Annotated in this window: 19 protein-coding genes and 5 tRNA genes; 19 read left to right on the forward strand and 5 right to left on the reverse strand. The window is 40.1% G+C overall.

What is annotated here, in order from left to right:
• Window positions 1–37 precede the first annotated feature (37 nt).
• Window positions 38–1,210 (forward strand): acyl-CoA dehydrogenase family protein, encoded by a 1,173-nt coding sequence (locus R2Q85_RS17880; protein ID WP_316813160.1) that lies wholly within the window; start codon window positions 38–40, stop codon window positions 1,208–1,210.
• On the opposite strand, the gene R2Q85_RS17885 is transcribed toward R2Q85_RS17880, so the two are convergent.
• Complete coding sequence (locus R2Q85_RS17885) at window positions 1,211–1,582, reverse strand: hypothetical protein (RefSeq protein ID WP_316813161.1); 372 nt, start codon at window positions 1,580–1,582, stop codon at window positions 1,211–1,213.
• 153 nt (window positions 1,583–1,735) lie between these two features.
• Between R2Q85_RS17885 and rpsU the strand changes: the two genes are divergently transcribed.
• From rpsU to R2Q85_RS17975, 18 genes are all read left to right on the forward strand, one after another.
• Window positions 1,736–1,930, forward strand: coding sequence for a 30S ribosomal protein S21 (gene rpsU, locus R2Q85_RS17890; RefSeq protein ID WP_012781007.1), 195 nt, complete (start codon window positions 1,736–1,738; stop codon window positions 1,928–1,930).
• 122 nt (window positions 1,931–2,052) lie between these two features.
• Window positions 2,053–2,937, forward strand: a complete 885-nt coding sequence (locus tag R2Q85_RS17895) for a tyrosine-type recombinase/integrase (protein WP_316813162.1) — start codon at window positions 2,053–2,055, stop codon at window positions 2,935–2,937.
• Window positions 2,938–2,951: 14 nt separating this feature from the next.
• Entirely contained in the window at window positions 2,952–3,299 is a 348-nt protein-coding gene (gene hpf, locus R2Q85_RS17900) for a ribosome hibernation-promoting factor, HPF/YfiA family (protein WP_316813163.1), read from the forward strand.
• A gap of 208 nt (window positions 3,300–3,507) precedes the next feature.
• Window positions 3,508–3,580, forward strand: a tRNA-Thr gene (locus R2Q85_RS17905).
• Window positions 3,581–3,617: 37 nt separating this feature from the next.
• Window positions 3,618–3,700, forward strand: a tRNA-Tyr gene (locus R2Q85_RS17910).
• An 11-nt stretch (window positions 3,701–3,711) separates the two neighbouring features.
• Window positions 3,712–3,784, forward strand: a tRNA-Gly gene (locus R2Q85_RS17915).
• 41 nt (window positions 3,785–3,825) lie between these two features.
• A tRNA-Thr gene (locus R2Q85_RS17920) sits at window positions 3,826–3,897 on the forward strand.
• A gap of 121 nt (window positions 3,898–4,018) precedes the next feature.
• Entirely contained in the window at window positions 4,019–5,206 is a 1,188-nt protein-coding gene (tuf, locus tag R2Q85_RS17925) for an elongation factor Tu (RefSeq protein WP_316813164.1), read from the forward strand.
• Window positions 5,207–5,319: 113 nt separating this feature from the next.
• Window positions 5,320–5,390: transfer RNA gene (locus R2Q85_RS17930), tRNA-Trp, on the forward strand.
• A 13-nt stretch (window positions 5,391–5,403) separates the two neighbouring features.
• Window positions 5,404–5,601, forward strand: a complete 198-nt coding sequence (gene secE, locus R2Q85_RS17935; RefSeq protein WP_012781011.1) for a preprotein translocase subunit SecE — start codon at window positions 5,404–5,406, stop codon at window positions 5,599–5,601.
• Between the two features lie 9 nt (window positions 5,602–5,610).
• Complete coding sequence (nusG, locus tag R2Q85_RS17940; RefSeq protein ID WP_316813165.1) at window positions 5,611–6,153, forward strand: transcription termination/antitermination protein NusG; 543 nt, start codon at window positions 5,611–5,613, stop codon at window positions 6,151–6,153.
• Window positions 6,154–6,217: 64 nt separating this feature from the next.
• A complete protein-coding gene (gene rplK, locus R2Q85_RS17945; RefSeq protein WP_008243137.1) occupies window positions 6,218–6,661 on the forward strand; it encodes a 50S ribosomal protein L11 in 444 nt (147 codons plus the stop codon).
• Between the two features lie 23 nt (window positions 6,662–6,684).
• On the forward strand, window positions 6,685–7,383 hold the full coding sequence (gene rplA / locus R2Q85_RS17950; protein ID WP_012781013.1) for a 50S ribosomal protein L1: 699 nt from the start codon (window positions 6,685–6,687) through the stop codon (window positions 7,381–7,383).
• 2 nt (window positions 7,384–7,385) lie between these two features.
• Window positions 7,386–7,907, forward strand: a complete 522-nt coding sequence (gene rplJ / locus R2Q85_RS17955) for a 50S ribosomal protein L10 (protein ID WP_316813166.1) — start codon at window positions 7,386–7,388, stop codon at window positions 7,905–7,907.
• Between the two features lie 62 nt (window positions 7,908–7,969).
• The gene (rplL, locus tag R2Q85_RS17960) at window positions 7,970–8,344 is read left to right on the forward strand and encodes a 50S ribosomal protein L7/L12 (protein WP_316813167.1); all 375 of its coding nucleotides are present in this window, start codon (window positions 7,970–7,972) and stop codon (window positions 8,342–8,344) included.
• A 154-nt stretch (window positions 8,345–8,498) separates the two neighbouring features.
• Window positions 8,499–12,302, forward strand: coding sequence for a DNA-directed RNA polymerase subunit beta (gene rpoB, locus R2Q85_RS17965; RefSeq protein WP_316813168.1), 3,804 nt, complete (start codon window positions 8,499–8,501; stop codon window positions 12,300–12,302).
• 41 nt (window positions 12,303–12,343) lie between these two features.
• The gene (gene rpoC / locus R2Q85_RS17970) at window positions 12,344–16,630 is read left to right on the forward strand and encodes a DNA-directed RNA polymerase subunit beta' (protein ID WP_316813169.1); all 4,287 of its coding nucleotides are present in this window, start codon (window positions 12,344–12,346) and stop codon (window positions 16,628–16,630) included.
• Between the two features lie 88 nt (window positions 16,631–16,718).
• Window positions 16,719–17,033, forward strand: a complete 315-nt coding sequence (locus R2Q85_RS17975) for a DUF3467 domain-containing protein (RefSeq protein ID WP_012781017.1) — start codon at window positions 16,719–16,721, stop codon at window positions 17,031–17,033.
• On the opposite strand, the gene miaA is transcribed toward R2Q85_RS17975, so the two are convergent.
• Genes miaA through R2Q85_RS17995 form a run of 4 tightly spaced genes read right to left on the reverse strand, consistent with a single transcriptional unit; the run spans window position 17,030 to window position 20,654 of the window.
• Window positions 17,030–17,947: a tRNA (adenosine(37)-N6)-dimethylallyltransferase MiaA gene (gene miaA, locus R2Q85_RS17980; protein ID WP_316813170.1), complete on the reverse strand. Its 918-nt coding sequence runs from the start codon at window positions 17,945–17,947 to the stop codon at window positions 17,030–17,032. The two genes, R2Q85_RS17975 and miaA, sit on opposite strands and share 4 nt — an antisense overlap.
• Window positions 17,947–18,597, reverse strand: coding sequence for an IS1096 element passenger TnpR family protein (locus R2Q85_RS17985; protein WP_316813171.1), 651 nt, complete (start codon window positions 18,595–18,597; stop codon window positions 17,947–17,949). Before R2Q85_RS17985 ends, miaA begins: the two co-directional genes overlap by 1 nt.
• A gap of 57 nt (window positions 18,598–18,654) precedes the next feature.
• Complete coding sequence (locus R2Q85_RS17990; protein ID WP_316813172.1) at window positions 18,655–20,061, reverse strand: CCA tRNA nucleotidyltransferase; 1,407 nt, start codon at window positions 20,059–20,061, stop codon at window positions 18,655–18,657.
• Between the two features lie 26 nt (window positions 20,062–20,087).
• The gene (locus R2Q85_RS17995) at window positions 20,088–20,654 is read right to left on the reverse strand and encodes an L-threonylcarbamoyladenylate synthase (RefSeq protein ID WP_316813173.1); all 567 of its coding nucleotides are present in this window, start codon (window positions 20,652–20,654) and stop codon (window positions 20,088–20,090) included.
• Between the last annotated feature and the right edge of the window lies 1 nt (window position 20,655).

Genomic DNA, 20,655 nt, shown 5'->3' on the forward strand with positions numbered 1-20,655 from the left:
TATTTGTTTATAATTGCCCGGATTCAAACAAAAAAATATGTTAGAGACGATGGATGGTTCTGTAGGATACAACTTTAGTATCTCAGAAAATCAGGAGATGATCAGGGCTATGGTAAGGGACTTTGCCGAGAAAAATATCAGGCCAAAACTGATGGAATGGGATGAAGCACAATATTTTCCTCTTGAAGTTTTTAAAAAGCTTGGTGAGCTTGGATTGATGGGGGTATTGGTTCCTGAAAGTTACGGAGGTTCTGGATTTGGCTACCAGGAATATGTGGACGTAATTGTAGAGGTAGCCAGAGTTTGCGGCTCCGTCGGTTTGTCTGTTGCTGCACACAATTCTTTGTGTACGGGGCATATCCTGGCTTTTGCGAACGAACAGCAAAAACAAAACTGGTTGCCGAAGCTGGCTACTGCGGAATGGATAGGTGCCTGGGGATTAACAGAAGCCAATACCGGATCTGATGCATTAAGGATGATGACTACGGCTGTGCTGGATGGTGATGAATATGTAATTAATGGTGCTAAAAACTGGATTACACATGGTAAGACAGGTGATGTTGCAGTGGTTATGGTGCGTACAGGTGAAAAGGGCGATTCAAAAGGAATTTCTGCGATTGTTGTGGAGCGCGGTACGCCTGGTTTTTCGGCTGGTAAAAAAGAAAATAAACTGGGGATGCGGGCTTCAGAAACTACAGAAATGATATTTGACAATTGCCGGGTTCCTGCAGCAAACCTCCTGGGTAATGTAGGGGATGGGTTTAAGCAGGCCATGAAAGTACTGGATGGTGGCAGGATCTCTATTGCGGCATTATCGCTTGGCATTGCTAAAGGAGCTTATGAGGCTGCGGTTGCCTACGCAAAGGAGCGCCACCAGTTTGGACAGCCGATAGCCAGTTTTCAGGGTATCAGTTTTAAACTGGCAGATATGGCAACGGAGATTGAGGCCGCCGAACTGCTGATCAGACAGGCCGCAGATTTAAAGAACCGTCATTTACCAATGACTAAGGAATCGGCCATGGCTAAGTATTTTGCTTCGGAAGTTGCGGTAAGGTGTGCCACTGAAGCGGTGCAGATTTTTGGTGGTTATGGCTATACGAAAGATTTTCCGGTAGAGAAGTTTTATCGTGACAGCAAATTGTGCACGATTGGAGAAGGGACTTCAGAGATCCAGAAAATTGTAATTGCAAGGGAAGTGCTGAAGGATTAGTTACCTCACCGAAATGATGCTGTCTACTACAAAAGAACTATATCCCCGCCAGGGCAGACTGCTCACGTATTCTTTATAATGTAGCTCGAACTGTTTGCCACTGTTCAGCATCATTTTTTCGGCAATGGCTTTATCTGCAACAGAAAACTCAAACTCATTGGATTGGATGGCTCCAGGCTGTCCGGTGCGAAATCCGGTTTGGATAAGCTTACCTTCATAAGTTTTAAACAAGTAGCCCTTTTTTACTACGTAATTGAGCTGGCCGGCTTTAACACCCTCTCCGAATACAAAATAATAACGGTAAAATATAAAACCTGACAGGATCAGGATAATTATGCCGAGTACGATAAATAAAGTTTTTTTAGATTTCATAGATGAACAAATTGATCTTTTATAAAGGTATATAAATAATGTACTTGTAGGATAACAGATGATTATTAATTAAATTGAATTTATTGTTTTGATTATCAAATGAAAGCTATATCTTTGCAGTCCTAAAAACAACGAGAGGAGGTATTTTACGTTATGATCATTATTAATATTAAAGACGGCGAATCATTAGATAAGGCGTTAAAACGTTTCAAAAAGAAATTTGAAAAAACCGGAGTGTTAAGAGAATTGCGTAGCCGCCAAGCTTATGAGAAAAAATCTGTGGCCCGTCGTACACAAGTAAAACACGCTATTTATAAGCAGAATATGCAACTTGAGGGAACGATCTAGTTCTTAACGGTTTATATGATATTAAAAAGCCACCGAAATTCGGGGGCTTTTTTTTTGTTTTAAAAGACGCTTATTACATTAATGTTTTGTATATTCACTTAACGAGCATTACTAGCGTTTCTATGACTGTTGAACATTTTTTGACCTACCTTCAGCACGAGAAGAGATATTCTTCACATACCATTCAGTCTTATCAAACGGACCTGCTTCAGTTTGGTGATTTTATGCAAAAAACCTTTGAATTGTCTTTAACCGAGGTGAAATATGTGCATGTACGAAATTTTATGGTTGCGCTGATGGAAAATCAGATTTCCGAGAATTCGGTGGGCAGGAAATTATCTGCCCTGCGCAGTTTTTATAAATTCCTGATCCGGGAGGATGTATTGACTTCAAATCCTATGGCCCTGGTTAAGGCCCCTAAGGTGCCTAAAAGATTGCCGGTATTTGTGGAGGATACTAAACTGGATCTGCTCCTGGATTCAGAAGAATTTTTTGACGGGAGTTTTTTATCGCTGCGCGATAAACTGATTATTGAAACCTTGTTTGGTACGGGGATCCGTTTGGCCGAGTTGCTGTCGTTAAAAGAAACCGACCTTAATTTTTACGATTCGACGATCAGGGTGATGGGTAAAAGGAGCAAAGAAAGGATAGTACCGATAGGGAAAACACTTCAGGAACAATTGAAGGTTTATATAGAATTGAAAACATTACAAAATTTTGATAACAAATCGGGGGTATTGATCGTTACTGATAAAGGAGCTGATGCTTATCCAAAACTGATATATAGGATTGTGCAGCGTTATTTGACATATATTTCAACACAAGATAAAAAAAGCCCCCATGTGTTACGCCATTCGTATGCCACCAGTTTGTTGAACAGGGGGGCAGATTTGAATGCGATTAAGGAATTACTGGGGCATGCAAGCCTGGCTGCAACGCAGGTTTATACCCACAATTCAGTAGAAAGATTAAAAACAATATATAAACAGGCCCATCCAAAGGCGTAAAAAAGGAGGAAAATATGAAAATTACAGTTCAATCGATCCATTTCAATGCAGACCAGAAGTTGTTAGATTTTATTCAGAAAAAAGTGGACAAATTAGATCAGTTCTTTGATCAGATCATTAGTGCTGAAGTGTATTTAAAATTGGAGAATGTAGATGATGAGGCCAATAAGATTAGTGAGATCAAGCTGATTGTACCAGGGGGTACGATGTTTGCAAAAGAACAGTGTAAGTCATTTGAAGAGGCAACAGATTTGGCGATAGAATCCTTAAGAAAGCAAATAACTAAACATAAAGATAAGACGAGAATTAAGTTAAGTGAGCACAAGGTGCTTTTGAACGAGAATGAAGTGTCTGATTATTAGACATATATTTTTTAGCTTTTTAATACGGAATTGGCAGATTTACTTCTGCCAATTTTTTTTTGAAAATAATTTTGTGTAGTATATAAATTCTTGTAGATTTGCATTCCATTTCAGAGAGGGCGTTAGCCCGGTAAGAAAAACGGAATGTTCTGTGAAAGATTAATATTGTAGAATACATTGCTTAGATTGAAAGCAGTGGATAATATAAGCCTCCTTAGCTCAGCTGGTAGAGCAACTGACTTGTAATCAGTAGGTCATTGGTTCGATCCCGATAGGAGGCTCTTTTAATTTAGTGTAGTGATATGCGATGATTAAAAGGGGGGGATACCAGAGTGGCCAAATGGGACAGACTGTAACTCTGTTGTCGCAAGACTTCGAAGGTTCGAATCCTTCTCCCCCCACAATAAAAGAAGCGGAAGTAGCTCAGTTGGTAGAGCGATAGCCTTCCAAGCTATAGGTCGCGAGTTCGAACCTCGTCTTCCGCTCAATTGGAAAAAGCTGGGCAGATTGCAGCGAAGAATAAAAAGCCGAAGTAGCTCAGCGGTAGAGCACTTCCTTGGTAAGGAAGAGGTCGTGGGTTCAAGTCCCATCTTTGGCTCAAAAAAAAGAGATGCTTTGTGAATCTGTTTATAGACAGCAGCTGAACAAGGTTTTTCGTGTTGAAATAGTATCAAAACAAATAATAAATAAAAAGTTAACCTACTAATAAGTATAAAAACATGGCAAAAGAAAAGTTTGACCGCAGCAAGCCGCACTTAAACATCGGCACAATCGGTCACGTTGACCACGGTAAAACAACCTTAACAGCAGCTATCACTAAAGTGCTATCTGATGCTGGTTTATCTGAGGCGCGTTCATTTGATTCTATTGACTCTGCTCCAGAGGAAAAAGAAAGAGGTATCACTATTAATACAGCACACGTTGAGTATTCAACTGCTAACCGTCACTATGCTCACGTTGACTGTCCAGGTCACGCGGATTATGTGAAAAACATGGTTACTGGTGCTGCGCAAATGGATGGAGCTATCATTGTTGTAGCGGCTACAGATGGTCCGATGCCACAAACTCGCGAGCACATCCTTTTGGCTCGTCAGGTAGGTGTACCTTCATTGGTTGTATTCATGAACAAAGTGGATATGGTTGATGATCCTGAGTTATTAGAATTAGTAGAGATGGAAATCCGTGAATTGTTATCATTCTATGAATTCCCTGGTGATGATATCCCTGTTATTCAAGGTTCTGCTCTTGGTGGCTTGAACGGAGATGCTAAATGGGTTGGAAAAATCATGGAATTAATGGATGCTGTAGATAGCTATATTCCAATTCCTCCACGTTTAACTGAGCTTCCATTCCTGATGCCTGTTGAGGACGTATTCTCGATCACTGGTCGTGGTACTGTTGCAACTGGTCGTATTGAGCGTGGTGTAATCAACTCTGGTGATCCTGTTGAGATCCTGGGTATGGGTGCCGAAAATCTTAAATCAACTGTAACAGGTGTTGAGATGTTCCGTAAAATCCTTGATTATGGTGAAGCTGGTGATAACGTAGGTCTATTGTTACGTGGTATTGAGAAAACTGATATCCGTCGTGGTATGGTTATCTGCAAACCAGGTTCGGTAAACCCTCACACTGATTTCAAAGCTGAGATCTATGTATTATCGAAAGCAGAAGGTGGACGTCACACTCCATTCTTTAACAAATACCGTCCGCAATTCTATTTCCGTACCACAGACGTAACTGGTGAGATTTCACTGGCTGAAGGAACTGAAATGGTTATGCCAGGTGATAACGTTACCATCACTGTAAAGTTGATCAACGCTATCGCAATGGAAAAAGGTCTGCGTTTCGCTATCCGTGAAGGTGGTAGAACTGTAGGTGCCGGTCAGGTAACTGAAATTTTAAAATAGTCAATATCTCCTTCGGGAAGTATAGATCAATAAAGCAAAGTACTTAGGCTTTATCGCCTGAGTACTTTGTTCTAATAAAAAGTTCTGATTCTTACAATAAGAATTTAATATACACGGGAATAGTTCAATGGTAGAATAGAGGTCTCCAAAACCTTTGATCAGGGTTCGAATCCTTGTTCCCGTGCAAAAAAATAATTATGGCTAAAGTAGTTCAATTTATTAAAGAATCATACGAGGAAATGACCCAGAAGGTTACCTGGCCTACATGGGGAGAATTGCAAAATTCTGCGGTGCTGGTTTTGGTAGCTTCGTTAATCATTGCATGTGTTGTATTTGCAATGGATAAAGGGTCTACTTTTGTCTTGGATACTTTTTATAAATCACTTTCTAATTAATATAGCTAGATGGACGGTCAGTTGAAATGGTATGTAGTTAGAGCTGTTAGCGGTAAAGAGAAGAAAGTAAAACAGTATATAGATTCTGAAATTAGTCGTTTAGGTTTTTCTCACCTGGTACCTCAGGTACTGATACCGATGGAAAAGTATTATCAGATGAAAGACGGTAAAAAGATTGCTAAAGAACGCAATTTTTATCCAGGCTACGTTTTGATTGAAGCTATTTTAGATGGAGAACTGGAACACATTATTAAGAATGTCAATAGTGTGATTGGCTTTTTAGGGGATAAGGGTGGAAATCCGGTTCCTATGCGCCAAGCAGAAGTTAACCGCATTCTAGGTAAAGTTGATGAGATGAGCCAACAAGGTGAAACCATGAACGTAGCTTATTATGTAGGAGAGAACGTTAAAGTTATGGATGGACCATTTAATGGTTTTACCGGCGTTATTGAAGAGGTTAACGAAGAGAAAAAGAAATTAAAGGTTATGGTTAAGATTTTCGGAAGAAAGACTCCATTGGAGCTTAACTATATGCAAGTAGAAAAGGAATAAAGATCTTAAATGTTACATGCTTCCAACATTATAACATTGAGTATTACAATTAACAAAACAGAAAATGGCAAAAGAAGTCAGTGCGCTTGTTAAATTACAGATCAAGGGTGGAGCTGCAAATCCATCGCCACCGGTAGGACCTGCATTGGGTGCTAAAGGGGTGAACATCATGGAGTTTTGCAAACAATTCAATGCTCGTACCCAAGATAAGCCCGGTAAAGTATTACCAGTTGTAATTACTGTTTATGCTGACAAGTCTTTCGAATTTATCATCAAAACCCCTCCGGTTGCTATCCAGTTAAAGGATGCTACTAAATTACAGAGTGGTTCTGCTGAGCCCAACCGTAAGAAAGTTGGTTCGGTGACTTGGGATCAGGTTAAGTCAATTGCTGAAGATAAAATGACTGATTTAAATGCATTTACTATCGAATCGGCAATGAGTATGGTTGCCGGTACAGCACGCAGTATGGGAATCACCGTTAGCGGTGATGCACCTTGGACAAATTAATTAACAAAAAACAGTTTACAACAGTGGCTAAATTAACAAAAAATCAAAAAAAGGCACATGCTAAACTAGAATCTGGTAAAACGTATTCTTTAAAGGATGCGGCTGCTTTGGTAAAAGAGATCACTACAACTAAATTTGATGCATCGGTTGATATCGATGTTGCTTTAGGTGTAGACCCGCGTAAAGCGAACCAAATGGTTCGTGGTATCGCTACTTTACCACATGGTACAGGTAAAACTGTACGTGTATTAGTTCTTTGTACTCCTGATAAGGAAGAAGAGGCTAAAGCGGCAGGTGCAGATTTTGTAGGTTTAGACGAATATGTAGCTAAGATTGAAGGTGGATGGACTGATGTTGACATTATTATCACTACTCCTGCTTGTATGGCAAAAGTAGGTAAACTGGGCCGCGTTTTGGGTCCACGTAACCTTATGCCAAACCCGAAATCAGGTACTGTAACTAACGAAGTTGGTAAAGCAGTTACTGATGTAAAAGGCGGTAAGATTGATTTTAAAGTTGACAAAAGTGGTATTATACACGCTTCAGTAGGAAAAGTATCATTCCCGGCAGAAAAAATATATGAAAATGCATTAGAAGTACTTCAGGTAATTTCTAAGCTAAAACCATCTGCTGCAAAAGGAACTTATTTTAAGAGCATTCATGTTTCTTCAACGATGAGTCCTGGAATTGCAATCGAAACTAAATCAGTAGCGGGGATCTAATTATGAACAGAGAAGAAAAACACGAATTAGTTTCTGCGCTTCAAGTGAAGATGCAGGAGTTTGGCAATTTTTATATTGCTGATACATCGAGCTTATCTGTTGAGAAAGTAAACAGTATCCGTCGCAAATGTTTTGAAAGTGGGATTGAAATGCAGGTAGCTAAAAATACTTTGATCAGAAAAGCGATTGAAGGATTGGAAGGTGATGCATCAGAAATCTTCGCTGCCCTTAAAGGTCAGTCAGCACTATTATTTTCAACCACAGGAAGCGCTCCGGCGAAACTGATCAAAGCGTTGAGAAAGGGATCTGACAAACCAGTGCTTAAAGCAGCTTACATCGACTCATCAGTATACGTTGGTGATAACCATTTGGATTCATTAGTAAGCTTGAAATCAAGAGAAGAGCTTATTGGTGACATTATTGGATTATTACAGTCACCAGCTAAAAACGTGATATCGGCATTAAAGTCAAGTGGTGGCAAAATTGCAGGAATTGTTAAAACTCTTCAAGAGAGAGAAGGTTAGGACACCTTAAAAGTTCATATTAATAAATTATTTTTTACGTAAATTTTTAAAAATCTATAAAAATGGCAGATTTAAAAGCGTTTGCTGAGCAATTGGTAAACTTAACAGTTAAAGAAGTTAACGAATTAGCTCAAATCTTAAAAGACGAGTATGGTATTGAACCAGCTGCTGCTGCAGTTGCTGTTGCTGGCCCTACTGCTGATGCTGCTCCTGCAGCTGAAGAAAAAACTACTTTTGATGTAATATTGAAAGAAGCTGGTGGTTCTAAATTAGCAGTAGTTAAATTGGTAAAAGACTTAACTGGTTTAGGTTTGAAGGAAGCTAAAGACTTAGTTGATGGTGCACCGAAAGAATTGAAAGCTGGTGTTTCTAAAGACGAAGCTACTGCTTTGAAAACTCAGTTAGAAGAAGCTGGAGCGGTAGTTGAAATTAAGTAGTAACTTAATTTTAATATAACTTAAACGTAGACTCCGACTGTATAGTCGGAGTCTATACCTGTTTATAAACATTTCATTTAGTTTGATTGATGAAATGCATTTAACGGCAAATCAAACAAATAGTTTATTCTTAAAGTAAATTAACTTTAGTCCATTGGCAAATAAAGTCGACCAAAGAGTAAATTTTGCACGTAGTAAGCATATCATAGATTACCCGGATTTTCTTGATGTGCAGTTGCAATCATTCAGAGAATTTTTTCAGATAGAAACCACTTCTGATAACCGTCACACTGAGGGTTTGTTTAAAGTATTCGCTGAGAATTTCCCAATCACCGATTCCAGGAACATTTTTGTTTTGGAATTCCTTGATTATTTTATTGACCCACCACGTTATGATATACCTGAGTGTATCGACCGTGGGTTAACTTATAGTGTCCCGTTGAAAGCAAAGTTGAAGCTTTCCTGTAACGATGCGGAACACGAAGATTTTGAAACCATCATTCAAGATGTATATTTAGGGACCATACCTTATATGACCCCTAAAGGCACCTTTGTGATTAACGGTGCTGAGCGTGTAATTGTTTCACAGCTACACAGATCTCCGGGTGTGTTTTTCGGTCAGAGCCGTCACACGAACGGAACTAAATTGTATTCGGCCCGTGTAATTCCTTTTAAAGGTTCCTGGATCGAGTTTGCTACCGACGTTAACAACGTCATGTACGCTTACATCGACCGTAAGAAAAAGTTCCCGGTTACCACCTTGTTGCGTGCTATTGGTTACGATTCTGATAAAGACATCCTCGAGTTGTTCGACCTTGCCGATGAGGTGAAGGTGAGCAAATCTGGTTTGAAAAAATATATCGGACGTAAACTTGCTGCAAGAGTATTGAGGAAATGGGTGGAGGATTTTGTGGATGAAGATACTGGTGAGGTAGTTTCTATAGATCGTAATGAAGTGATCTTGGACAGGGATACGGTTTTAGAAGACGATCATATCGATATGATCATTGATGCTGGCGTTAAAACAATCATCTTATCTAAAGATGATGGCGCGAGTCAGGCTGATTATACCATTATATATAATACTTTACAGAAAGATACTTCTAACTCTGAGAAAGAGGCTGTGGAAAACATCTATCGTGCTTTGCGTAATGCAGAACCACCTGATGAGGAAACTGCAAGAGGTATCATTGAGCGTTTGTTCTTCTCAGACAAACGTTATGACCTGGGTGATGTGGGTAGGTACCGCATCAACCGTAAGTTGAAAATGGATACCCCTGATCATGTAAAGGTTTTAACGAAGGCTGATATCATTGCCATTGTTAAATACCTGATCAAACTGATCAATTCCAAAGAAGAGGTGGATGATATTGATCACTTGTCGAATCGTCGTGTTCGTACAGTAGGAGAGCAATTGTATGCACAATTTGGTGTTGGTCTGGCACGTATGGCGAGAACCATTCGTGAGCGTATGAACATCCGTGATAACGAAGTGTTTACGCCAACTGATTTGATCAATGCCCGTACTTTATCGTCGGTGATCAATTCATTCTTTGGTACAAATCAGTTGTCTCAGTTCATGGACCAGACGAATCCTTTGGCAGAGATTACGCACAAACGTCGTTTGTCGGCCTTAGGCCCAGGTGGTTTATCGCGTGAGCGTGCAGGTTTCGAGGTACGTGACGTTCACTATACCCATTATGGTCGTTTATGTACGATTGAAACACCAGAGGGACCAAACATTGGTTTGATTTCTTCTTTATGTGTGCATGCTAAGATCAATAATTTAGGTTTCATTGAAACTCCTTATAAAAAAGTAGAAAATGGTATCGTTTCTGTCGATGAACCGGTTATATATCTATCTGCTGAGGATGAAGATGGTAAAACCATTGCTCAGGCAAATGCTGCTTATGATGATAAAGGTAACTTTACGACGCCACGTGTAAAAGCCCGTTATGAAGGTGACTTCCCGGTTATTGAGCCAGAGAAACTGGACTTAATGGACGTAGCGCCGAATCAGATTACTTCAATTGCTGCTTCATTGATTCCTTTCCTTGAGCATGATGATGCGAACAGGGCTTTGATGGGATCGAATATGCAACGTCAGGCCGTACCTTTGTTGCGTCCTGAGGCACCGATTGTTGGTACAGGTTTGGAAGGTCGCGTAGCCCGTGATTCAAGAACTTTGATCAATGCTGAAGGTGACGGAGTTGTGGAGTATGTAGATGCAAATGAGATCACCATTAAATATGTAAGAAACGACGGTGACCGTTTGGTTTCTTTTGAAGGTGACAGCAAAACATATAAGTTAATCAAATTCAAGAAAACCAACCAGAATACTTGCATCAACTTGAAACCTATCGTTAAGAAAGGTCAGAAAGTGGTTAAAGGACAAGTGCTTTGTGAAGGTTATGCTACTGAAAATGGTGAGCTGGCTTTAGGAAGAAATTTAAAGGTTGCTTTCATGCCTTGGCAGGGATACAACTTTGAGGATGCGATCGTAATCAGCGAGCGGATTGTTCGTGAAGATATCTTTACTTCTTTACACATCGAAGAGTTTGAACTGGAGGTGCGTGATACGAAACGCGGGGAAGAGGAACTTACTCCGGATATTCCTAACGTTTCTGAAGAAGCAACTAAAGATTTGGATGAGAACGGTATCATCCGTATCGGTGCCGAAGTTAAAGAAGGTGATATTCTTATTGGTAAGATCACACCTAAGGGTGAATCTGATCCTTCTCCGGAAGAGAAATTACTGCGTGCAATTTTTGGTGATAAAGCAGGTGATGTAAAAGATGCGTCTTTGAAAACTCCTCCTTCCATAAGGGGTGTGGTAATTGATACGAAATTATTCTCGAGAGCTAAGAAAACTACTAAAGCTGAAGAAAAATCTGCGATAGAGAAATTAGATAAGAGATATGAACTGGCCGTTTTAAATCTGAAAAATGAACTGGTAGATAAATTGTTCCAGATCGTGAACGGTAAAACATCACAGGGTGTATACAATGTTTATAAAGAACTGTTATTCCCTAAAGGTGCGAAGTTTACGCAGAAAAGTTTATCAGATCTGGAATATGCGCACATCAATCCATACAAATGGACAACTGATGACGACAAGAATGACCAGATCAAATTGTTGCTGCACAACTATGGTATTCGTGTAAACGAAGAACTGGGTGCTTACAAGCGTGATAAATTTGCAATCAGCGTTGGTGATGAGCTGCCATCGGGTATTGTACAGATGGCAAAAGTTTATGTCGCTAAAAAACGTAAGTTGAAAGTAGGGGATAAGATGGCTGGACGTCACGGTAACAAGGGTATTGTAGCCCGTATTGTACGTGATGAAGATATGCCGTTCCTGGAAGACGGAACTCCTGTTGATATTGTGTTGAACCCACTTGGTGTACCTTCACGTATGAACCTGGGCCAAATCTATGAAACTGTATTGGCATGGGCCGGTAAAGAATTGGGTGTGAAATTTGCCACTCCGATTTTTGATGGCGCTAAACATGACGAGGTAGAAGATTGGATAGCTAAGGCTGGTGTTCCTGCTTCTGGCAGAACTTATTTACATAATGGTTTAACGGGTGAGAGATTTGACCAGCCAACAACTGTAGGTATTATCTATATGTTGAAATTAGGGCACATGGTTGATGATAAGATGCACGCCCGTTCAATCGGACCATACTCATTGATTACACAACAGCCATTGGGTGGTAAAGCTCAGTTTGGTGGTCAGCGTTTCGGTGAGATGGAGGTTTGGGCATTGGAAGCATTTGGTGCGGCCAATATCCTGCAGGAGATCTTAACCGTTAAGTCGGATGATGTGATCGGCAGGGCCAAAACTTATGAGGCGATTGTAAAAGGCGAGAACCTTCCTACTCCTGGCGTACCAGAATCGTTTAACGTATTGGTACATGAGTTACGTGGATTAGGTTTAGATATTACGTTAGACTAGGTTGAAGGTTTTTAAACCTTCAACTTTCAAACAAAAGAGCTATGTCTTACAAAAAGGATAATAAATTAAAAAGCAATTTCACCTCGATTACCATTAGTTTGGCATCGCCGGAGGCTATTTTAGAGCGCTCCAGCGGTGAGGTGTTGAAACCTGAGACCATCAATTACCGTACTTACAAGCCTGAACGAGATGGTTTGTTTTGCGAACGTATTTTTGGTCCTGTAAAAGATTACGAATGTCATTGCGGTAAATATAAACGTATCCGTTATAAAGGTATTGTTTGTGACCGTTGTGGTGTAGAGGTAACGGAAAAGAAAGTACGCAGAGAGCGTATGGGACACATCAATCTGGTGGTTCCTGTTGCGCACATCTGGTATTTCCGGTCTTTGCCAAATAAAATTGGATATCTACTGGGATTGCCTACAAAAAGATTGGACCTGATCATTTACTACGAACGTTATGTAGTGATACAACCAGGTTTCATGGCAGAAGAAGGTATTCAGTATATGGATTTCTTAACTGAAGAAGAGTATCTTGATATCCTGGATAAGTTACCTAAAGAAAACCAATACCTGGACGATAAAGACCCTAATAAATTCATTGCCAAAATGGGTGCTGAAGCATTAGAGGATTTATTAAAGCGTATTGATTTAGATACTTTATCCTACAACTTACGTCACCAGGCTGCGAACGAAACTTCTCAGCAACGTAAAAATGAAGCCTTGAAACGTTTGCAGGTGGTAGAAGCTTTCCGTGGCTCGAAAACCCGCATTGAGAATAATCCGGAGTGGATGATCATCAAGATCGTTCCGGTTATTCCACCAGAATTGCGTCCGTTGGTTCCATTGGAAGGTGGCCGTTTTGCCACCTCAGATCTGAATGATCTGTACCGTCGTGTGATCATCCGTAACAACCGGTTAAAACGATTGATTGAGATCAAAGCACCAGAAGTAATTTTGCGTAATGAAAAGCGTATGTTACAGGAAGCTGTAGATTCGTTGTTCGATAACTCACGTAAAGTGAATGCGGTTAAAACTGAAGGTAACCGTGCTTTAAAATCTCTTTCGGATATCCTGAAAGGTAAACAAGGCCGTTTCCGTCAGAATTTATTGGGTAAACGTGTGGATTATTCAGCACGTTCGGTAATTGTTGTAGGTCCTAACCTTAAATTACACGAGTGCGGTTTACCTAAGGATATGGCAGCTGAGCTGTTCAAGCCATTTATCATTCGTAAGATGATAGAAAGAGGTATTGTTAAAACGGTAAAATCTGCAAAGAAAATTGTAGATAGAAAGGATCCTTTGGTTTGGGATATCCTGGAAAACGTTTTAAAAGGACACCCGGTATTGCTAAACCGTGCACCTACTTTGCACAGGCTAGGTATCCAGTCTTTCCAGCCTAAATTGGTGGAAGGTAAAGCTATCCAGTTGCACCCATTGGTATGTACGGCTTTCAACGCGGATTTTGACGGTGACCAGATGGCGGTACACTTGCCTTTAGGTCATGCCGCAATTTTGGAAGCACAAGTATTGATGCTTGCTGCACACAACATTTTGAACCCTGCTAACGGTACACCTATTACTGTACCTTCTCAGGATATGGTTTTGGGTCTTTATTATATTACTAAAGGCCGCAGAACAGATGAAACACGTGTAGTTAACGGACAGGATTTCTCTTTCTATTCTCCTGAAGAGGTAATCATTGCTTATAATGAAAAGCGTATCGATCTTCATGCATTTATTAAAGTTAAGGTGAATGTTAAACTGGAAGATGGTACGATTGCAAATAAATTGATTGAAACTACCGTTGGACGTGTACTGTTTAATCAAATGGTACCTGAAGAAGTGGGTTATATCAATGAATTGCTAACGAAGAAATCTTTAAGGGACATCATTGGTGAGGTTGTTAAAATTACCGGTATGGCCCGTGCATCGAGATTCCTTGATGACATTAAAGAATTAGGGTTCCAAATGGCATTCCGTGGTGGTTTATCGTTTAACTTGCAGGATGTAAACATCCCTGTTGAGAAGCAAGCGCTGTTAGAGCAGGCTTCTGCAGAAGTTGATGAGGTAAGGAATAACTATAATATGGGATTCATTACCAACAACGAGCGTTACAACCAAATTATCGATATCTGGACACGTATCAATAACAGGTTAACATCATTCGTGATGAACCAGTTATCAAGCGATAACCAGGGTTTCAACTCTGTATACATGATGTTGGATTCCGGAGCCCGTGGTTCGAAAGAACAGATTCGTCAGCTCTGCGGTATGCGTGGTTTGATGGCTAAGCCTCAAAAATCTGGCTCTGGTGGTGAGATTATTGAAAACCCGATCTTGTCTAACTTTAAGGAAGGACTATCGGTATTGGAATACTTCATTTCTACCCACGGTGCCCGTAAAGGTCTGGCGGATACAGCTTTAAAAACTGCTGATGCTGGTTACCTGACACGTCGTTTACATGATGTGGCCCAGGATATGATCGTTAATTCTGAAGATTGTGGTACATTGAGGGGTATGTTCACTACTGCCCTTAAAGATAATGAAGACATTGTAGAGCCATTGTATGACAGAATTTTAGGTCGTATATCGCTGCATGATGTGTTCAATCCTTTGGATGGCAAACTATTGGTTGCTGCCGGAGCTGACATTACTGAAGAAATAGCAAAAGAGATCGAAGAATCACCGTTAGAAGGTGTTGAAATTCGTTCGGTACTGACCTGCGAAAATCAAAGAGGGGTTTGTGCATTGTGCTACGGACGTAACCTTGCAACTGGTAAACGTGTTCAAAAGGGTGAAGCTGTAGGTGTAATTGCTGCACAGTCAATCGGTGAACCGGGTACACAGTTAACATTACGTACTTTCCACGTTGGGGGTACTGCATCGAATATTGCTGCAGAATCTCAGATCATTGCTAAGTTTGATGGTGTCATCGAATTTGAAAATGTTCGTACAGTTGCTACTAAAACTGAAGAAGGTGATACGCAAATTGTATTGGGCCGTTCAGGTGAGTTCAAGATCGTTGAGCCTTTAACTGGTAAAATCATCATGACGAACAACATTCCTTATGGTTCATTCTTATACGTTGAAGATGGGGCTAAAATCACTAAAGGTGACAGGATTTGTTCATGGGATCCATACAATGCGGTTATCATTTCAGAATTTGCCGGTAAGATTGAATTTGACGCCATTATAGAAGGGGTAACCTTCCGTGAAGAATCAGATGAGCAAACTGGTCACCGTGAAAAAGTAATTATCGATACCCGTGATAAAACTAAAAACCCTTCAGTAAGAATTGTTGACAAAAAAGGTGAACTGATCAGAGGATATAACATTCCTGTAGGTGCGCACATCGCAATTGATGAAGCTGATATGGTTCAAACCGGTCAGATCTTAGTTAAAATACCCCGTGCAACTGGAAAAACAAGGGATATTACAGGTGGTTTACCACGTGTAACTGAACTTTTCGAAGCGCGTAACCCGTCCAATCCTGCTGTAGTAACAGAGATTGATGGTGTGGTAACTCTAGGTGGTGTGAAACGTGGTAACCGCGAGATGACGATTGAATCTAAAGATGGCGAAATTAAAAAATACCTAGTTCCATTGTCTAAACACATCCTTGTACAGGATAATGACTTTGTAAAAGCGGGTATGCCTTTATCTGATGGTTCGATTTCTCCTGCTGATATTCTGGCCATTAAAGGTCCGGCTGCTGTACAGGAATACCTGGTGAATGGTATTCAGGAGGTTTACCGTTTACAAGGTGTGAAAATTAATGATAAACACTTTGAGGTAATTGTACACCAGATGATGCAGAAAGTTCATATCGAAGATCCGGGAGATACCAGCTTCTTGGAGAACAATTCCGTTGATCGTTGGGACTTTATGATTGAGAATGATGAAATCTATGACAAGAAAGTTGTAGTTGAATCTGGCGATTCTAATGCAGTGAAACCTGGTCAGATCATTTCTCTGCGCAAGTTGAGAGATGAAAATTCACAATTGAAACGTAGGGATCTGAAACAAATAGAGGTACGTGACGCAAGACCTGCAACTGCAAGTTCTATGCTGCAAGGTATAACCCGTGCTTCATTGGGTACGAAATCATTTATTTCTGCTGCATCGTTCCAGGAAACAACAAAGGTGTTAAACGAGGCCGCAATTGCTGGTAAGCGTGATAACATGCTTGGATTGAAAGAAAACGTAATTGTTGGTCATTTAATTCCTTCAGGTACTGGTGTACGTGGATATGAGCGAATTATTGTGGGTTCTCAGGAAGAATATGATAAGTTATTGGCTTCAAAACAAGAAGAAGTAGAAGCTTAATCATTAATACTTTTTTTAATCCCCCTTCTTTTAAAGTTGGGGGATTTTTTTTGAAACCCGATACTGAAATTTTATCTAAGTTTGTGATATGGAAGAACAAAACAACGACAATCAATTAAATATTGAACTTTCTGAAGAAATTGCAGAAGGTATATTTTCTAATCTGGCAATTATAACACACTCAAATACCGAGTTTGTTCTTGATTTTATCAGAGTAATGCCTGGGGTACCTAAAGCAAGGGTAAAATCAAGGATCATCCTAACGCCTGAGCATGCTAAACGATTGGTGGCTGCCATGCAGGATAATATTGAAAAATACGAGGCTGTAAACGGGCGAATTAAAACACAGGAAGAGCCTCCGGGATTTCCAATGAACTTTGGAGGGCCGACTGCACAGGCTTAATCTTTCTTTTCTATGATATAACTGATGACAGCATTGTCCTGTCCTGGCTCAAACCAGGTAATGCTGTTATCTCTTCTGAACCAGGTTAGTTGCCGCTTGGCAAAACGCCTTGTGTTTTGTTTGATCTGATCAACAGCTGCTGTTAAAGTCATTTCGCCATCCAGATGGGAAAATAACTCGGCATAGCCCACTGTGTTAAGTGCATTATATTTCCGGAAGGGTTGTAAACTTTTAACCTCATCCAGTAGCCCGGCTTCCATCATTTTATCTACACGATGGTTGATCCTGTTATAAAGCTCTGCCCGATTTATGTTTAAACCAATTTTTATAATATTAAAAGGTCTGATTTTTTTATTGTTGGTAAAGTGTGTAGATAATTTTTTGCCGGTAGAGAGGTAGAATTCCAGTCCACGTATCAATCGTTGGGGATTAGCCTGGTCTACTTTCTGGTAATACTCAGGATCTGCTACGCTTAGCTGGCGTTTTATAGGTTCCAATCCTTCTGTGGCCAGTTGCTGGTTCAACTTTTCCCGGATATTCAAATCAGTTTCAGGCAATTCGTCGAGGCCATTACAAACGGCATCAATGTAAAGACCAGACCCACCAACCATAACCAGCAACTCATGTTTCCTGAAAAGATGGTTGATGAGATCAATCGCTTGTAACTCAAAGTCACCTGTGCTAAAAAAAGTTTGTATGCTATGAGAATTGATAAAATGATGGTGGGCTGCAGTTAATTCTGCCGCTGAAGGTTTGGCTGTACCAATTTCCATTTCCCTGAAGAACTGTCGGGAATCAGCTGAAATAATTTCGGTAGAAAACTGCCTGGCCAATGAAATGGCCAGTGCTGTTTTTCCAATTCCGGTAGGACCAACGATTACAATTAAGGTTTTATCTGGCGCCATCGCTGGCATTAGTAATCCTCTTCTTTATATTCTTCGTCTTCGTAATTGTCATTATCTGCAAATTCGTCTGTATCATCTGTTTCTTCATCTGCATCATTATCGACTTTTTCTTCCGTATTTATGCCTCTGCCACCCATCGCTTCCAGTTCTTCAGTGTCTTCAGGTACAAAATCCATTTCATTCAGAAAATCAAATTCTGTGGACACCGGATTTGCCGACACGGCGATAGCGCCGGAATTATTTTTGTCGATTATTTTAGGTGCTTCTCCTGTACTTTTAACTAAAAAGGGATATTCGATATTGGGATCTGTTTCCAATATGATTTTTATCAGTTCAACATGGAAATCGAAAGGTCTGTCGAAATTATAGATATAGTAAAATTTCTGATGTGGATCTTCAATAAATTTATTCAGTTTAGAATTCTCCATCAAGGCAACACCTCTGTCTATTTTGCGCTGAACCGGCAGGTAAGCGATTTCATCACCTTTTATCCAATTGTCTGTACTTACAAAAAATGAAGACGATTTTTCAGGAGAATATCCGGTTGAACGATGCACTGCTTTGTGTAAATCTTCAAATGTTTGGGTTGATTTTATATCTATTTCCCTTACTACTTCATCGAAATCTTCGAAACTTATTCTAAATCTATAAATTGCCATTTGAGCCTCTTTTCTAGGTATAAAATTAAAAAATAAAATATACTTTATACAATTGTATTAACGCTTTATTGGTTTAAGGCCGAACTCTTTGGCTTTTTCAAGCATAAATGCTAACGCGTTGTTGTATGTATTTGTTATTTCGCCTTCGAGAATCGCTTCCCTAATGGCATTTTTGATCAGACCAACCTCTCGCCCTGCGCTGAGCCCGAATATCTCCATAATGTCATTTCCTGAGATTGGAGGTTGCCAGTTCCTGATCTTGTCACGTTCTTCTACGTCTTTGAGCTTTTGTTTAACCAGTTCAAAATTATTGCGGTATTTTTTTACCTTATATTCGTTTTTGGTCGTTACGTCGGCATTGCAGAGTAGCATTAGTTGCTCAATATCCTCGCCGGCATCAAATAGTAACCTTCTTACTGCTGAATCTGTTACCACTTCCTGGGCAAGTACAATCGGACGAAGATGAAGCTGCACCAGTTTCTGTACGAACTTCATTTTTTCGTTAAGCGGTAGTTTGAGCTGTGCAAAAATCTTAGGAACCATACGGGCACCTTTGTCTTCATGACCATGAAAGGTCCATCCGTGACCTTCTTCAAACCGCTTGGTGGCAGGTTTGGCAATATCATGTAAAATTGCTGCCCAGCGGAGCCAGAGGTCTGTAGTGGTTTCACATATGTTATCCAATACCTGCAAGGTATGGTAGAAATTATCTTTATGCCCTTTCCCGTTGATGATGTCGACGCCGTAAAGATTAGCCATCTGAGGGAAGATCAGCTGTAAAAGCCCGGTATCAAACAGATATTTAAATCCTATGGATGGGACTTTGGAAAGAATGACCTTATTGAGCTCATCGGTAATCCGTTCTTTAGATACAATACAGATGCGTTCTTTTTGTTTTTTTATAGCGTTTAGAGCAGTGGAATCTATGGTGAAATCAAGTTGTGTGGCAAACCTTATTGCACGCATCATACGCAACGGATCATCTGAAAAGGTAAGTTCAGGATCTAGTGGTGTTCTGATCAGTTTATTGCTAAGGTCATTTAAGCCATTAAAAGGATCGACAAGTTGCCCGTAATTTTTCTTGTTTAAAGATATGGCAAGGGCATTAATCGTGAAGTCCCTTCTTAACTGATCATCCTCAATAGTCCCATTTTCAACAATCGGTTTACGGGAGTCGGAACGATAGGACTCTTTTCTTGCACCCACAAATTCAATTTCCAGGTCCTGAAACTTTAACATCGCAGTTCCAAAGTTTTTAAAGACAGCCACTTTACTTTTAAGCTGTTTGCCAGCAAGTTCAGCAAATTCAATCCCATTTCCGAGTACTACAATGTCTATGTCTTTGGATGGTCTGTTTAAAAAAATATCCCTTACATATCCTCCGATGACATAAACTTCGATACGATGTAGGTCTGCTATGTCGGTAAGAGATTTAAAAACAGGATGTTGTAAATGTTGTTCCATTGATGAGTTTGCAAAAGTACTAAAACTTACCTTCTAATAAAGGAAAATTGACCTCCTGGCGCCAATTTCATAATAGTTGACGGTTTTTTACTGATTTTTAGCTCCTGTTCCCAATCAACGACATAATCTGCCGCGTCTTTTATCGCTTCATTAATCTCGTCAAAAAAAAGTGGTGTTGGTGCCCCGGATATATTTGCAGAGGTCGAAGTAATCGGTTTTCTAAATCTTTGTATAAGTTGCTGACAAAAATCGTGTTTTGGAATTCTGATGCCAATACTTCCGTCGGCATTGATGACATTTTTTGCCAGATTTCTGGCGCCAGGGAATACTAAGGTAAGTGGATTTTCTGCATACGCTATCAGGTCGTAAGCTACATCTGAAACTTCAGTTACATAACTTTGAATTTTGGAATCGGTATCTAAAAGGATAATAAAGCTTTTGTCTTCGGCACGTCCTTTTATGGTATTTATTTTCGCAACTGCCAGGTCATTGGTAGCGTCACATCCTAAACCCCATACCGTATCAGTAGGATAAAGTATAACTCCCCCATTCTTTAATACAGCAAGAGCCTTTTCAATTTCTGTTCTTAGCATG

Source organism: Pedobacter heparinus, assembly GCF_032678725.1.
Classification (GTDB): Bacteria; Bacteroidota; Bacteroidia; order Sphingobacteriales; family Sphingobacteriaceae; genus Pedobacter; species Pedobacter heparinus_A.